The sequence below is a fragment of the Microcoleus sp. EPA2 genome (assembly GCA_020882975.1).
Classification (GTDB): Bacteria; Cyanobacteriota; Cyanobacteriia; order Cyanobacteriales; family Microcoleaceae; genus Microcoleus.
Window position 1 is genome coordinate 164,347 of the sequence record JAHRFD010000010.1, and the last position, 14,733, is coordinate 179,079.

13 protein-coding genes are annotated in these 14,733 nt (G+C 44.6%); 9 read left to right on the top strand and 4 right to left on the bottom strand.

What is annotated here, in order from left to right; genetic code table 11:
- Positions 1-140: 140 nt before the first annotated feature.
- A complete protein-coding gene (locus tag AAFP14_RS12030) occupies positions 141-704 on the bottom strand; it encodes a hypothetical protein (RefSeq protein WP_341732488.1) in 564 nt (187 codons plus the stop codon).
- A 48-nt stretch (positions 705-752) separates the two neighbouring features.
- Between AAFP14_RS12030 and AAFP14_RS12035 the strand changes: the two genes are divergently transcribed.
- Complete coding sequence (locus AAFP14_RS12035; RefSeq protein WP_341732489.1) at positions 753-1,085, top strand: DUF565 domain-containing protein; 333 nt, start codon at positions 753-755, stop codon at positions 1,083-1,085.
- 497 nt (positions 1,086-1,582) lie between these two features.
- Positions 1,583-2,671, top strand: coding sequence for a glycerate kinase (locus tag AAFP14_RS12040; protein ID WP_341732490.1), 1,089 nt, complete (start codon positions 1,583-1,585; stop codon positions 2,669-2,671).
- Between the two features lie 89 nt (positions 2,672-2,760).
- On the opposite strand, the gene AAFP14_RS12045 is transcribed toward AAFP14_RS12040, so the two are convergent.
- Positions 2,761-4,092 carry an FGGY-family carbohydrate kinase gene (locus AAFP14_RS12045; RefSeq protein WP_341732491.1) on the bottom strand — a complete coding sequence of 444 codons (1,332 nt, stop codon included), beginning with the start codon at positions 4,090-4,092 and terminating at the stop codon, positions 2,761-2,763.
- Positions 4,093-4,342: 250 nt separating this feature from the next.
- A complete protein-coding gene (locus AAFP14_RS12050; RefSeq protein WP_341732492.1) occupies positions 4,343-5,707 on the bottom strand; it encodes a histidine phosphatase family protein in 1,365 nt (454 codons plus the stop codon).
- 184 nt (positions 5,708-5,891) lie between these two features.
- Here AAFP14_RS12050 and AAFP14_RS12055 point away from each other — a divergent pair, with 184 nt between their 5' ends.
- The 7 genes from AAFP14_RS12055 (at position 5,892) to AAFP14_RS12085 (ending at position 13,505) form a co-directional block, all read left to right on the top strand.
- Positions 5,892-7,484, top strand: a complete 1,593-nt coding sequence (locus AAFP14_RS12055; RefSeq protein ID WP_341732493.1) for a CPBP family glutamic-type intramembrane protease — start codon at positions 5,892-5,894, stop codon at positions 7,482-7,484.
- A 227-nt stretch (positions 7,485-7,711) separates the two neighbouring features.
- Complete coding sequence (locus AAFP14_RS12060; RefSeq protein ID WP_341732494.1) at positions 7,712-7,924, top strand: hypothetical protein; 213 nt, start codon at positions 7,712-7,714, stop codon at positions 7,922-7,924.
- A 68-nt stretch (positions 7,925-7,992) separates the two neighbouring features.
- On the top strand, positions 7,993-8,340 hold the full coding sequence (locus AAFP14_RS12065) for an NINE protein (RefSeq protein ID WP_341732495.1): 348 nt from the start codon (positions 7,993-7,995) through the stop codon (positions 8,338-8,340).
- A gap of 95 nt (positions 8,341-8,435) precedes the next feature.
- The gene (locus AAFP14_RS12070) at positions 8,436-9,140 is read left to right on the top strand and encodes a helix-hairpin-helix domain-containing protein (protein ID WP_341732496.1); all 705 of its coding nucleotides are present in this window, start codon (positions 8,436-8,438) and stop codon (positions 9,138-9,140) included.
- A gap of 35 nt (positions 9,141-9,175) precedes the next feature.
- Positions 9,176-9,655 carry a DUF29 domain-containing protein gene (locus AAFP14_RS12075; protein ID WP_341732497.1) on the top strand — a complete coding sequence of 160 codons (480 nt, stop codon included), beginning with the start codon at positions 9,176-9,178 and terminating at the stop codon, positions 9,653-9,655.
- Between the two features lie 172 nt (positions 9,656-9,827).
- Positions 9,828-10,835 (top strand): chlorophyll synthase ChlG, encoded by a 1,008-nt coding sequence (gene chlG / locus AAFP14_RS12080; protein ID WP_341732498.1) that lies wholly within the window; start codon positions 9,828-9,830, stop codon positions 10,833-10,835.
- A gap of 156 nt (positions 10,836-10,991) precedes the next feature.
- Positions 10,992-13,505 carry a transglycosylase domain-containing protein gene (locus AAFP14_RS12085; protein WP_341732499.1) on the top strand — a complete coding sequence of 838 codons (2,514 nt, stop codon included), beginning with the start codon at positions 10,992-10,994 and terminating at the stop codon, positions 13,503-13,505.
- Between the two features lie 3 nt (positions 13,506-13,508).
- Here AAFP14_RS12085 and rsmB read toward each other — a convergent pair.
- Positions 13,509-14,733, bottom strand: a 1,225-nt coding sequence (gene rsmB, locus AAFP14_RS12090) for a 16S rRNA (cytosine(967)-C(5))-methyltransferase RsmB (protein WP_341732500.1), incomplete at its 5' end; no start/stop codon positions are given.

The following is a 14,733-nucleotide window of genomic DNA, read 5'->3' on the forward strand; positions in this document are numbered from 1 at the left end:
TGAATAATTATGATGGAGATTTTTTCAGGGTGAAAAAATTAAGCGGTTGGATTAGTTTTTGAGGATTTTTTTTTTACCACAGAGGGCGCAGAGGGCGCAGAGGAAGAGGAGTGAGTTGAATCATTCTGATTGAGATTTTTTCAGGGTGACAAAATTAATTGCCATTCTCCGGCTTTGGTGTTCCAAGCGGGGGAGGCTGTTTCTCCGGCGACGTAGGGCCCCCAGTAGCGACGAGAGCCATCTTGAGCGAAGACAACCAGAATGTCTCCTTGTTTGATTTTGAGTTTTCCTTCGGGAAGCGAGAGCATCAGTCCTTTGCCGCCACCTTCTCCTGGTGCAAAGTCCCAGTGAGCGGGTTTGTTGTAGGATTTTTCGGCTTCTCCCTTGGCCAACAGGGCCACTCGCACGGGGTGTTCGCTACGGTTACTGACGCGCAAAGTGCCGATGGCTTCTACGTTTGCAGGTATTGATGAGGCATTGCTGATTTCTTCTGGTGGGTTCGGGGTTGATGTGGGCTTGGGTTTGGGTGGAGTTACTATTTCTGGGGTGGCGGTGGTGCCTGGAGGGAGTACGGTGGCTGTCGGTGGTAAATTGTTTGGTAGGGTGGAGCTGTGGGAGATGGTGATTTCAAAACGTCTTAAGAAGAATGCTGCCATCAGGACGATCGACAATCCAGTTACTATCTGGTAAATTTTAATTTTCATACAGTTTAGGATTTAAAAATAGGTGGCACATAGTAATTACTGTTTTTTATGCAGAATACCCGAATAAATAGATTTATTGATGTTCTCACTCAGCAATTCGGACGCTGGGTGAGTAATCCTTGGCGACGGATTTCGCTGTTTATGATTACTCTGCTATTCGGAAATTTTTTGGGAACAGCTATTTCTACAATTGCGGGACAATCTGCTAATTGGGATATTGTCGCTGCTGCTTGGTTGATTTTTTTGACTGAATTGGTTAACCGATTTGTTTATAGTGGCAATCAGCCTGCGGTGCTTTCTCTGTGGGTGGATTTGCTCAATGCTCTGAAAATTGGTGTGATTTACAATTTATTTGTGGAAGCTTTCAAGCTCGGTTCTTGAGAAGGAATTAGTGACCCCCTACCCACCCTAGCCCCAGGGCTGTTTCATTCTCACCAAAAAAAGGGTTTTGTAGGGGTAGCGCCAAGAGTGCCTACCCCTGCCACCAACGATCCAATGCGCGTTTGGGGCTGACCGGGCCGGCACCCAGGGCTGTTTCATTCTCAGATAAATCATCGTTTTGTAGGGGTAGTGCCCCCGTGCCTACCCTCTTCGTCCACGATTTTGTATGTGTTTGGTGAGATTGGGGCGGGCACTCTTGGCACCGCCCCTACAGAGAATGAAACAGCCCTGGGCCGGCACCGGGGCACGGCCCCTACAGAGAATGAAACCGCCCTGACCCTAGCCCCCCCAAGAGGGGATGGGGGAAATTTAGGAATAAGGAAGAAGCACAACAAAATAATATCGATGGTTTTAGGAATTAAAAACTTCCTAATTACCGACAAGGTTCAAATATCATTTTTGAGTTAAAAAGCTGTGAGTTTTGAGAATAGGTTGCTATGACTTTAACGCTTGTGGAAATTTTAGAAGGATGGAGAGCTGGAAATTGCCCGATCCAACGTGATTTCGAGCAGTTAGGCCTGTGGGAACTTGCTGATGATTGGCGATCGCCTGCTTTTGGCATTACTCCCGAAAATGCGGCTGAGGTTGTTCGCCACAAAGCCGATTTATTCTTTTCTGTTATTAACTTATTACATACTTTTCCCGCAAAGTCAACTAATTTTCTCGAAAATTTGTGGGTTCTTTGGCTGCCGTTGGCTATGAAATTGTCGTCTGAAACACAAAGTTTAAAACGCCCTTTAATTCAAGGGATTTTGGGAGGGCAAGGAACGGGCAAAACCACTTTATCTGAGGTTTTACGGCTGATTTTAGCGAAATTGGGCTATTCTACTGTCAGTCTTTCTTTGGATGATCTTTACAAGACTTATGCCGATCGCCTCAAACTCCAACAAGAGGACCCACGGTTAATTTGGCGGGGACCACCTGGAACTCACGATATTGAATTGGGCATTTCTGTTTTGGATCAGTTGCGTTCCAATCGGAAAGAAGAATTAGCATCAGTTAAAAATATCAAACTACCCCGATTTGATAAGTCTGCTTGGGGGGGTGCAGGAGATAGAATGTCTCCTGAACATATTTCAGATGTGGATATTGTACTGTTTGAAGGCTGGTTTGTGGGTGTAGAGCCCGTGGATGAGCTACAATTGAATCAGTTTTTAGAGGGTGCGCCGTTTCCAATTTCCACAGAGGGCGATCGACAGTTTGCTCGTGATATGAATGCTAAATTATCGGATTATGTACCGCTGTGGAATCGCTTGGATCGATTGATAGTTTTGTATCCCCAAGATTATCGTGTTTCTAAAATTTGGCGCAATCAAGCCGAACAGGAAATGATAGCGAGGGGGAAGTCGGGAATGACTGAATTGGAAATTAATCAGTTTGTGGAATATTTTTGGAAAGCGCTGCATCCAGAGTTATTTATTAAGTCCATAGTTGCTAGTGGGGCGAGAGTGGATTTGGCAATTGAACTTAAGTGCGATCGGACTATTCAGAAGATTTATAGCTCGAAGTATAGAAGTTGTCAATAATATCATCTCTCTCTTCTATTCCTCTGCGCCCTCTGCGCTCTCTGTGGTAAAATCATCCATAGACAAACCTCAACCACATAACATCCAATCTAAAACAGGTTGATTTTCCCCCTAGCTAATAATGCACTTCCATAAGCAGCATCAGTATGAACCGGAGTTAGCACAGGAACTTTCAAATAACGCTTTCTGATCTCACTCCAAACCTGATTTTTTGCCCCACCACCAGCCGTATAAACCTTTGTCAAAGGAGTTGCACCAAACTCCTGCAATAATTCATATCCCCGCGCTTCAATCCGGGCTATACTTTCTAGCAAACCCTGCAAAAATTCCACAGCATCAGCAGGACGAGGTTCTAATCTAGGAAGCAAATTTGGGTCGTTATTGGGAAAACGATCGCCTTTTTTTAACAATGGATAATAATCCAGCAAACTAGGTCGATGGGGGTCAATTTGTTGGCTATAATTATCCAATTCAGTATCAGTAAAAAAGTGGCGTAGCACAGCACCTCCGGTATTAGAAGCACCTCCCACTAACCACAAATCCCCCCCAGCCCCCCCTTGTGAAGGGGAAGTGAAACGATGACTATAAATTCCGTAGGTGGCATCATCTACACGGGTATAACTTAACAGTTTGAGGGCTAAAGTTGAACCGAGAGAAGTTACTGCTTCCCCCGGAGAATTGACGCCGCTAGCTAAAAAGGCTGCTATGCTATCGGTAGTACCAGCACAAACTATACAGTCGCGGGGAAAGCCAAATCGATCGCCTATTTCTGCTGTCACAGGTCCGATCGCTGTTCCCGGTGCGACAACTTGGGGTAATCTAGGGGCGATGGACCCAGAAACACCCGCAATTCCCTCTGTCAGCCAATGGGGATAGCACAAATTGGCAACATCGTAACCCAATTTCAGAGCATTGTGATAGTCGCTAATTCCCAATCTTCCGTGTAGCAAAAAGGATAACCAATCTGCTTGATGCAGAAAAAACCTTGGGGCTGTTTGCTTCTGTAGGGGCGGTGCCCCCGTGCCCGCCCCCTCTAACCACCACAGGAGTTTTGCCAGACTTGATGTAGCGTTTAATACCGTGTGATGGGCTGGTGCGATCGCCCGCAGTCGATCGACTACCGCCACACCGCGTCCATCATTGTATAAAATTGGCTCCTCTACGGGTATACCTTTGGTATCACATAGCATCACAGTGGAGGAAGTGCCATCAATGGCGATGGATTTTATTTGAGTGCGAAGGGCTAAGGGAATTTGCTCAATTACCGCCCAGAGTGCATTTTGCCAGCGTAATGTTAATTCTGATGCTGGGTCGTCTTGACTAAAATTATACTGTTTATCACAATGTATATTACCATGGGAGTCGATCGCCGTCGATCGCACTCCTGTTGTACCAAAATCTATGCCTAAGTAAAAATCCATTAAGAATTATTTAACCACAGAGAGCGCAGAGACCGCAGAGAAAGAGAAAAGACAGATAATAGGGAAGTGAGGTATGTTGTACCAAAATCTATGCCTAAGTAAAAATCCATTAAGAATTATTTAACCACAGAGAGCGCAGAGACCGCAGAGAAAGAGAAAAGACAGATAATAGGAAGTGAGGTATGCGGATAATAAGCAATTATGAAGCATACCTCCTTTTCTTGATAATTCAAGTTTTAACTTTTAATTTCTACAGTGCACCTGCCGCGGTTTGGTCAAAAACACTACCACTCAAATGAGTTGTCACATTCATCGCCTGCAATACTGGCAAACCTTCTGGGCCATGGGGATAATCTATCACGCTAACCGCACCATTTCCCTGTTTGAACTTCCAGAAGTGTTCTGGTCCTAAGCCAAACAAATGACAGAGAATTGCCTTGTTAATTGCATCATGAGCAACCACAATCCCTGTACCAGAAACCGATTGTACTATATCTCGCCAAGAGGCGATCGCTCTTTCCCAAACTTCTTGTAAATTTTCCCCCTCTGGCATTTGTACATTTTCAGGAGATGTTTTCCATTCTTGCAGCAAACCTGGATAGGATGATTCTATTTCTGACTCAAATTTTCCTTCCCACAATCCGTGACTGATTTCTCTTAACTCATTGCGGAGTTCCAACTTCAAGTCTGGGTGATATTGGAGGATAATTTCTGCTGTTTCCTTGGGGCGCAACATCGAACTGCTGATGGCAAAATCTAATTTGACATTCTTCAGGAATTCGGCCGCCTTTCCAGACTGTGCGCGACCATTATCATTGAGCGGTACATCTATTTGTCCTTGAAATTTTCCCGCTCGGTTCCAGTCAGTTTCGCCGTGACGTACCAGCAACAAACGTGGCCCGCGATTTCCCTCCCTTGGCTTCGGAAAAATTTCCCCTGTGTGAGCTGTTAAATTCACCGATTCTAGTTGAACTGCCAATTTTTGTTGCTGCTCACTTTGCTCACTGGTGGCAACAGGAGCAGTTCCAAAATTGATAATGCTAATCCCGCAATTTGACTGCTGAATAGATTGATAGTAAGCGGGAGAAATTTCCGATGCTGTGGCGATCAGTGCCCGGTTTATGCCGTTATGAGCTACTACTAAAATTGTGCCAGAACTATGCTTAGATAATAGTTCTTTCCAAAACATTCTAGCGTTAGCAAAAATTGCCAAGACGGGAAAGTGTTCGATTTCTGCTTCCTTTGATGGCAGTTTCATCGAAAATTTGTCGGGATTTTGCTGCCAAGATTGATAGGCTTCTGGAAATTGGTCGATCGCATCTTGACGTAGCATTCCTTCCCACAGAGGTAAATCGATTTCCATCAATTGATCTGTGGGCTGGAGTTGGGGCGGATTTGTCAAGCGGGAAACGATTATTTCGGCAGTTTCTTTAGCTCGTTGCAGGGGACTGCTGTAGGCGGCATCAAAGGTGATACTGCTGAGCGTTTCGCCTACTTGAAGGGCGGCGGTGCGCCCTGCTTCTGTCAAAATTGATTTATCCAAACGGCCTTGGATACGGCGTTCTTGATTGTAAGTGCTTTGACCGTGACGGACTAAGATAACGCGAGTAGTCATTCGATTTTAGATTTTAGATTTTAGATTTTAGATTTAGCCTGGGCATAAATCTGGGGCTTGAAACGATTCCAAAGATGAGCCAGTAGAAATTTTACCAGTTCCGGGGACACTCTCGCTAACAACCGCCTATGATTAAAGACGAAATAGACTTAGGCACGGATACGCGCGGGACGGAACAGGCAGAATGACACTAAAGCGGATATTTTTAGGTATTTTAACAGCGATCGCGATCGCCTTGGTCGGTTTGTCTTTACTTGCTAGCTGGAATGAGCCACAAATTCAAAGTCGGCTGGAACTCTATCAGACAAATTTACTGCTTCATGCTTCGGAGTGGCAGGGGGAAAATAATTCTAATTCTAATTTAACTTCTGTTCGCAGCACTATTATCGGTTCCGCTCCTTTAGATACTGCTTTAGCTCAGTATCAAGAGGCGCGAACATCGACTCAGAAAACTCTCACTACAACTCAAGCGCAATTTAAACAACTTCCAACTCTCAACCCCTCTTCAGATGTTACTGCAAACCAGCTAAAATTTTCTCAAAATAAGGAGCTGGAAGAGTCAATTAACAAGTTGTCAACTCTGGAAAGCGAGCTTGCTTTGCGGGTGGGAATTTTGCAGGCAAGTACGGGTAAAATCAATCTGGCTCTGAAAACTTGGCAAGATTTGATCGATAGATACAATACTCAAAATAATGCCGATGCTTCCAGTCAAGCTGCTGCGGTTTTAAAGGGAATTTGGAGCAATCCTCCTCAACTTTTGCCTGATGCTGAATCGAGCATTAAAAAGTCTTTAGATGGTTGGTTTCGCTATCGTAGTCTGGCTCAACTTTATAAATTAGAGCAGCGTTCTCAAGACCTGGTTTCCCTGCAATCTGCCGAACAAATAATCGCTGCAAATTCTGTGGAAAAGTTGGCGATTGTGATTGGGATTCCGGGAATCGGACTTTGTATAGGTACGGTGTTGTTGGCTGGTTTGACCGTGCAGTGGTTGTTGCAAAGAAAGCAGTTAGAACCAACGGGTTCTGGACCAATTTTGGCTCAAAATTCTAGCTTGACTTGGGATGTTCCTTGGGATGGCGAGATTGTTTGGCAGGTCCTTGTGGTCGGTTTTTTCTTTGTGGGACAAATCTTGATCCCCTATTTGTTGCTGCCACTTTCTCTGTCGGTTTTTCATTTAAATCCTGCTAGTTTTGACCCGCGTAGTAAGGCTTTTTATATCTTTGCTACTTATCTATTATTGTCGGCGGGGGGACTTTCTGTCTTGTATTTTTCTGTAAGGTCTTTTTTGCCTTTACCTGAAAGTTGGTTTCGGATTAATTGGCGGGGAAATTGGTTTTGGTGGGGTTTTGGTGGCTATTTTGTGGCTTTACCTTTGGTAGTTTTGGTGTCGCTGATCAATCAGCAGTTATGGCAGGGACAAGGTGGTAGTAATCCGATTTTGCCGATCGTCCTTGAAGGTAAGGATAACCTGGCTTTGGCGGTGTTTTTTGCCACGGCGGCGATCGCGGCTCCGGTTTTTGAGGAAATTATGTTTCGGGGCTTTCTGTTGCCTTCTCTGACTCGCTATTTGCCTGTTTGGGGGGCGATCGCTACTTCTGCTTTGTTGTTTGCTGTGGCTCACTTGAGCGTCTCGGAAATTCTGCCTTTGGCGACTTTGGGGGCGGTGTTGGGATTTGTGTACACGCGATCGCGCAATCTCCTTGCTCCCATGCTACTCCACAGTCTCTGGAATAGTGGCACTCTCCTGAGTCTGTTTCTTTTGGGCGGTGGGAGTTAATTCGGGCTTTTGTGAATAATTGTTAATTTCCTTTGCTTTTTTGGCGACTATCCTCAGTACCCTAGGGTGCTGAGGGCGCAATTTTTGAAGCTGAGTGGAAAAACTTGCGTTAACATTGGAGTTAGATCTTGGTCAGTGCTTTTTAGCTGGCGCGATCGTACAGCACGCAACTTGACAGTCTAGCCAATTTTTCTGTACATCTTAAGTAAGAATCAGGCTTTAACGCAATGAGCAATTTTAATAGCCACAAGTTAGACGGAACGCGGACTTGGATGCGTTTCTTACCCTACGCAGCCTTTGGTCTTTTATTATTTTCTCTGAATTCAGCAACCGAACTAAATTATTTCTGGAGAGGCTACTTGGTGATTCTCGAAGCTCAAACAGGTATAGTTTTGCTGTATTTTGCGATGTCGAAGTTTCGCACATCTAAAAATAAATGAGTAAAGATTAGTAAGATTATCCAGCCAGGTAGTTGCAGTGACACTTAAAAAATGGGGTACACAAAAAAATGGTTAAAGATAAAACAGTAGCAGTTTTGTTGGCTTTCTTTTTAGGAGGCTTTGGCGCTCACAAATTTTATTTGGGAAATAATTTGGCCGGGGTATTATATTTGCTATTCTCTCTGACATTCATTCCCTCAGTAATCGCATTTTTTGATTTTCTCGGCTTGCTACTGATGTCGGAACCAGCTTTTCAAGCACAGTACAATCCAGGTATGTTGCAATCGGGCCGCTTCCTGCGATCGGCAACAGATGTCACTGGGGCGATCGCCGATCTCAAAAAACTTTATGATATGGGTGCAATTACAGCAGAAGAATATGAAGAAAAACGACTCAAACTACTGCGAGATTTGTAATTAATTATGAAGGAAGCAGGAACCAGGAAACCCGCCCTTCAAAGAGTGGGATAAGAATGAGTGTAAAATAACAACTGTTTAAGGATAAAATTAAAGTGTTTCAAGATTTACACTGGCTGCGTCAAACTCCCAAGTGGGTGTGGTATTCTTTTATTCCCTACTTCGGCGGATTGGCGATCGTCTATGCAGGCCAAAAAACAAATATTCGCAGTTGGATCGGGTGGGGCGCGGGCTTTACTTTAGCCGCAGTAGCCTTATCGGCTTCAGCTAATTTGGGCCTGCTAGTTTGGGTAGCTCAAATTGTCACTGCATTTTCTTTGAAAAAACGCTATCTCATCAAAACAGCACCCAGAGGTTTACTGGTTCCTGCAAGTGCCACAAGTGCAGAAGAGTTGGCAAATATACGGGGAAAAATAGATATTAATGAGTGTACCAAAGATGATTTGGTGAGAGTCTTGGGATTGCCAATCGTCTATGCTAATGATATTGAATCTTTGCAAAATGAAGGATATATTTTTACTCACGCCGAAGAGTTGTCAGAAATAGCAGGAGTTCCAGCTAGTCACGTCAGACGCATCGCCCCGATGATTTGCTTTAGCTATAATTATCAAAAGGAAGCAAGTTTTACTTGGAAACGATTAAATGTATTTTCAGTGGAGGAATTAATAGCCAGTGGCTTAGACAGAGTTGTAGCAGAGAAAATAGTTACAGAAAGGCAGATTAAAGGCGAATATAAATCAGTTGTTGAGGTGAAGCGACGCACGGGGCTGCCTTTTGATTCCTACCGCCATTTATGTTAGTTATCTGTACATCCTTGACTCTAAAAAATATGACGATGGCAAAACTCGATGTTAATCTACAAAATTTGTACGATCGAGACTACCTAAAATGGATTGAAACTACCGTGGAAAAGTTGCGGCTTCGCGATTATTCAAACATTGACTGGGAAAATATGATTGCAGAAATAGAAGACATGGGACGAACTGAACGGCGGAGTTTGGAGAGTAATCTTGTGGTACTTCTGATGCACTTGCTAAAGTGGGAATTTCAACCAGATCGCAGAAGCGGTAGTTGGAAAGGTACTATAGCCGAACACCGTAGACGCCTTCGGAAAAGTCTCCAGGATTCCCCCAGTCTCAAACCCTATCTGGAAGAAGTGTTTTCTGAATGCTATTCGGATGCAATAGAACAAGCAAGTGCTGAAACTGGATTGTCCCTAGAGACATTTCCGCAATTGTGTGTTTACACTTCTGCTGAGGTTTTAGATTCTAATTTTTTGCCAGACTTTTTGTCAGATGGGATGACTGAAAACTAGCATAGTTAACCCCACCTAAACAAATATAATACCCAGATCCCCTACAACTTCTGCGAATTCGGGTATCTCAAAATCCTGGACTACACAATGCTTGGAATATTGATGCTATTCTACAGAATTATTATGGCAATGCCGATCTACACGACAGTAGGATACCCCTAAAATCACATTTATGTCTGACTCTCCTCCATCCCCAATTTCTCCAGAATCCCCAGAAAGCGCAGCTACAGACAACCGGAATGCCAAAACTAGGCAACTGTTGGGTATGAAAGGGGCTGCTACGGGGGAAACTTCCATTTGGAAGATTCGCTTGCAACTGATGAAGCCGATTACCTGGATTCCCCTGATTTGGGGCGTGGTGTGCGGGGCGGCCTCTTCTGGTCACTATACCTGGAATCTCGAAAATTTTGCGATCGCAGCAGCTTGTATGTTGATGTCAGGCCCGTTGCTGACTGGGTATACTCAAACTTTGAACGATTTCTACGATCGCGAAATTGATGCTATTAACGAACCCTACCGTCCAATTCCCTCCGGGCTGATCTCTATTCCCGAAGTAGTCGCGCAAATTTTGGTATTATTAGCCGCAGGCATCGGCATCGCTTATGCTCTAGACTTGTGGGCTGGTCATGAATTTCCCACCATGACTGTTTTGACTCTCGTCGGCGCATTTTTAGCTTACATCTACTCTGCACCACCGTTGAAACTCAAGCAGAATGGTTGGTTGGGAAATTATGCCTTGGGTGCTAGTTACATTGCTTTGCCTTGGTGGGCTGGTCAAGCTTTGTTTGGTAAACTAGATCCAACGATTATGATTTTGACCCTGTTTTACAGTTTGGCTGGGCTGGGAATTGCGATCGTTAATGATTTTAAAAGTGTTGAGGGCGATCGCCAATTAGGGTTAAAATCTTTGCCAGTGATGTTTGGCATCGGCACCGCAGCTTGGATATGCGTGTTGACGATCGACATATTTCAAGCCGGGATTGCAGGTTACTTGATTAGCATCCACCAAAATCTGTACGCTGTCATTCTCCTGCTGCTGATTGTGCCCCAAATCACTTTTCAGGATATGTATTTTTTACGCAATCCTCTGGAAAATGATGTTAAATATCAGGCAAGTGCTCAGCCTTTCCTGGTGTTGGGTATGCTGGTAGCAGCTTTGGCACTTGGTCATGCTGCTTAAGCAAAGTTGTGAGTTGGCACTTTTGAATTAAATAATTTTTAATCCAAAATCCCCCAGTTAAAAATCAGTGCAATTGTATTGAATAAAAATGTCAAGTTAAAAATTAAAAATTGAAAAGGAATAGCCTTTTTGGTTTTTAATTTTTAATTTAAATTGATGAGGTGTGAAGGTCTAAACGTGGCAGAATTTTTCTCAAACATCAAAGATAAGTTGAGCAAAGTCACTAACGCAATAAGTGGCAATTCCCATGCAGAATTGCCCCAGACAGCAGAGGACAATGAACTCGACTCGCCGTCATCGGAGGCGGAATTTTCTACACGGACAACGGCGGAAGAATGGGAGTATCTGGCACCAGAAGATCCAGCACCTCCAACAGAGTCAGAATTACAACAGGAAGCCGATCGCTATCCCATAGTCAAGCGCGATTGGGAAGGGTTGAAGCGTTTAATAGTGTGGCTGGAAATTGAAGAGCTAGTTACCAGTTGGCAAGCAAAGGGAAAAGCATTGTTCCAACCTGGGGTGAATTTGTTGGATGCTAAATTGCCTAAAAAATCGGCAAGTAGCAAATTACCTACCAGTACCGACCTAGCCGAAAATAATGAACTAGCCGAAAATAATGAACTAGCCGAAAATAATGAACTAGCCAAAAATAGGAAACTACAGGGAAAGTTGAAAAAACTGCTGTCCCGTGGCCCTAAATTTTGGGTAGGAATCGGTGTTGCTAGTATTGGCGGTGGCACTTTAATCTACTGTTTGTGGATTTTGCACACCTTAGATAAAAGTTTGCCGGATGTTAATGATTTGTCGGCTTTTAACCGCGATGGGACGCTGACAATTAAGGCAGCAGATAATACAATTTTGTTGCAATCGGGGCCTGCAACTAGAGATAAGTTGAAACTTAAAGAAATTCCCGATCTGTTGATTAAAGCTTTTATTGCTATAGAAGACCGCCGTTTTTACGAACATCGCGGTGTGGATTATCAAGGTATTGTGCGATCGATTGTTTCTAATGTACTGGCGAGAGATTTGATCCAGGGTGGTAGTACCATTACCCAACAATTAGCTCGCGTTGTTTTTCTCAATCAGGAAAGAAGTATTCGACGGAAGCTGCGGGAGGCTCTTTTGGCTCAGAAAATTGAGCGAGAGTTGAGTAAAGAACAAGTTTTAGAACGATACTTGAATCTGGTTTATTTAGGTTCTGATTCTTACGGAGTAGCGGATGCAGCTTGGGTTTTCTTTAGCAAAACCGTTGATAAATTGACTTTGGCAGAAATGGCAACTTTGGCAGGTTTGCCTCCTGCACCCAGCGAATATTCGCCTTTGGTTAATCCGAATTTTGCGAAGAAGCGCCGCAATCTTGTGCTGGAACAAATGCAAGAAGCCAAGGTAATTACTGAGGCTGAAGCTAAGGAAGCGATGGCGGAACCTTTGACTGTTAAACAAAGTCCACCAAAGCGTTTTAAAGTGACTGCGCCTTATTTTGCGAGTTACATTAGAAAGGAATTGCCACGCTATGTTTCTCAGGATGCTTTGGAAGCTGGTGGTTTGACTGTTGAGACGACGGTGGATTTGAAGTGGCAGAAAATTGCTGAACAAGTGATTAAAGATGCGATCGAAGTTGATGGCCGCCGTCAGGGTTTTGAACAGGCGGCTTTAGTTTCTATGGACACCAAGACAGGGGAAGTTAAAGCCCTCGTAGGCGGTGGAAGTTTTAAGGAAAGTCAATTTAATCGCGCTACTCAGGCTTTGCGACAGCCCGGATCGACTTTTAAGGGGTTAGTTTATGCCGCGGCGATGGCGGCTGGTTTTTCGCCCTATGACAGTTACGAAGACGAACCAATTATTATCGATGGCTATCAGCCGAATAATTATGGCAAAAAGTTTAGCGGTTGGCGATCGATCTCTGATGCCTTGACGAGTTCGGTGAATGTGGTGGCTGTCAAGGTGTTGATGGATGTCGGGTTTGAACCAGTAATCAAATTAGCCAACGATATGGGAATTAAATCTAAATTGAGCCCTATTTATTCCCTGGCTTTGGGTTCTTCTGAGGTGAATTTGCTGGAGTTAACTAATGCTTACGGCACTTTGGCGGCCCAAGGTAATTTTATTGAAGCCCACGGCATTACTCGCGTGATAAATCAACGGGGAGATGTGATTTATCAGGCTAATTTTAAACCGAAGCAGGTTTTGGATAAAGATAGTGCTGCTATTACTACTTGGATGTTGGAGGGTGTTGTCCAGGGGGGTACCGGTAGCCCTGCGGCTTTGTCCGATCGCGCTGTAGCGGGCAAAACCGGTACTTCGGAAAAAGTCAGGGATTTGTGGTTTATTGGTTACATTCCCCAGGTTGTGACAGGGGTTTGGTTAGGCAATGATGACAACTATCCCACCGGAGGAACTAGCGGTACGGCTGCTTACAATTGGCGCGATTTTATGAGTCAAGCTGTGAAGGGAATGCCAGTTGAGGAATTTCCCAAATTGCCGAATTTGGATGGCCGCAAAGGTACTATTAAGCCCAAACCGGTGGAGCCAAATCGGATTATTCGTGGCATGATTGTCAATGATGATGGTGCGATCGTCCCTTACAATCCTAATCCTGAACCTAGGCATCGCGAGTGGCAAGATCCTGGTTATCAAGAACCCAATAATTATCAAGAACCGCCACAATAAGCACTAAAGTCCTGGTTTCTCACCTCGTTTTAACCGCACCATAAAAAAGCCGTCCATTTGATGGCGATGGGGCCAAATTTTTACCCATCCTTCCGGTGATGGCTGTACTGGTAAATCTATGGTGGGCGGTTCGATTTGCCACTCAGGATTGCTGTCTAAGAACGATCGCACAACTCGTTCATTTTCTAAAGGATGAATCGTGCAAGTTGCGTAAACTAATACCCCACCCAACTTGACAAATGTCGCTGAATTTGTTAGCAATTCCGATTGCAGTTGGGATTGTTGCTGGATGTTTTCGGCTGTGTGATGCCAACGGGCATCAGGGCGACGATGGAGGGTGCCCAGGCCAGAACAAGGTGCATCTAATAAAACTCTGTCTGCGAGGTTAATAAACTCAGGAAAATGGCGGCTGTCTCCGGTATGAATTTGGATTGATTTCATCTGGAGTCTGTCTGCATTTTCTTTAAGTCTTTTGAGTCTATTTGCAGTTTTGTCGCAGGCATAAATCCTACCTGTATCTCCGATTAATTCGGCAATGTGGGTAGTTTTTCCTCCCGGTGCGGCGCAGGCATCAATTATGGTTTCCCCCGGTTGCGGATCGAGTAAATGGGTGACTAATTGAGCGCTACTATCTTGGATTGTCCACCAACCTTCACTATATCCGGGGAGATTTTGAATTGCGCCACTGCTGCCATTTAGTCTTAGGCCCTGGGGTAAGTGTGGGATTCTGCTAACGCTGATATTTTTGGCTTTGAAGGCGGTTTCGATTTTGTCGATTGTACTTTTTAAAGGATTAATTCTGAGGTCAATTGTGGGGGATTGATTGAACCATTCACATAGTTGTTCTGTTTCGGTTTCGCCTAGTTCTTCGATCCACATTTCGATTATCCAGTCGGGGAAACTGTGCTGAATTCCTAGGCGTTGGATGGGGTTTTCTGGTAGTTTTAAGAAATTTAAACCCCCCCTAGCCCCCCCTTGGTAAGGGGGGGGATTAGATGTGCTTTCAGTCTCTGGTTGTGGTTCGGGATTTAAACCCCCCCTAGCCCCCCCTTGGTAAGGGGGGGGATTAGATGTGCTTTCAGTCTCTGGTTGTGGTTCAGGATTTAAACCCCCCCTAGCCCCCCCTTGGTAAGGGGGGGGATTAGATGTGCTTTCAGTCTCTGGTTGTGGTTCGGGATTTAAACCCCCCCTAGCCCCCCCTTGGTAAGGGGGGGGATTAGATGTGCTT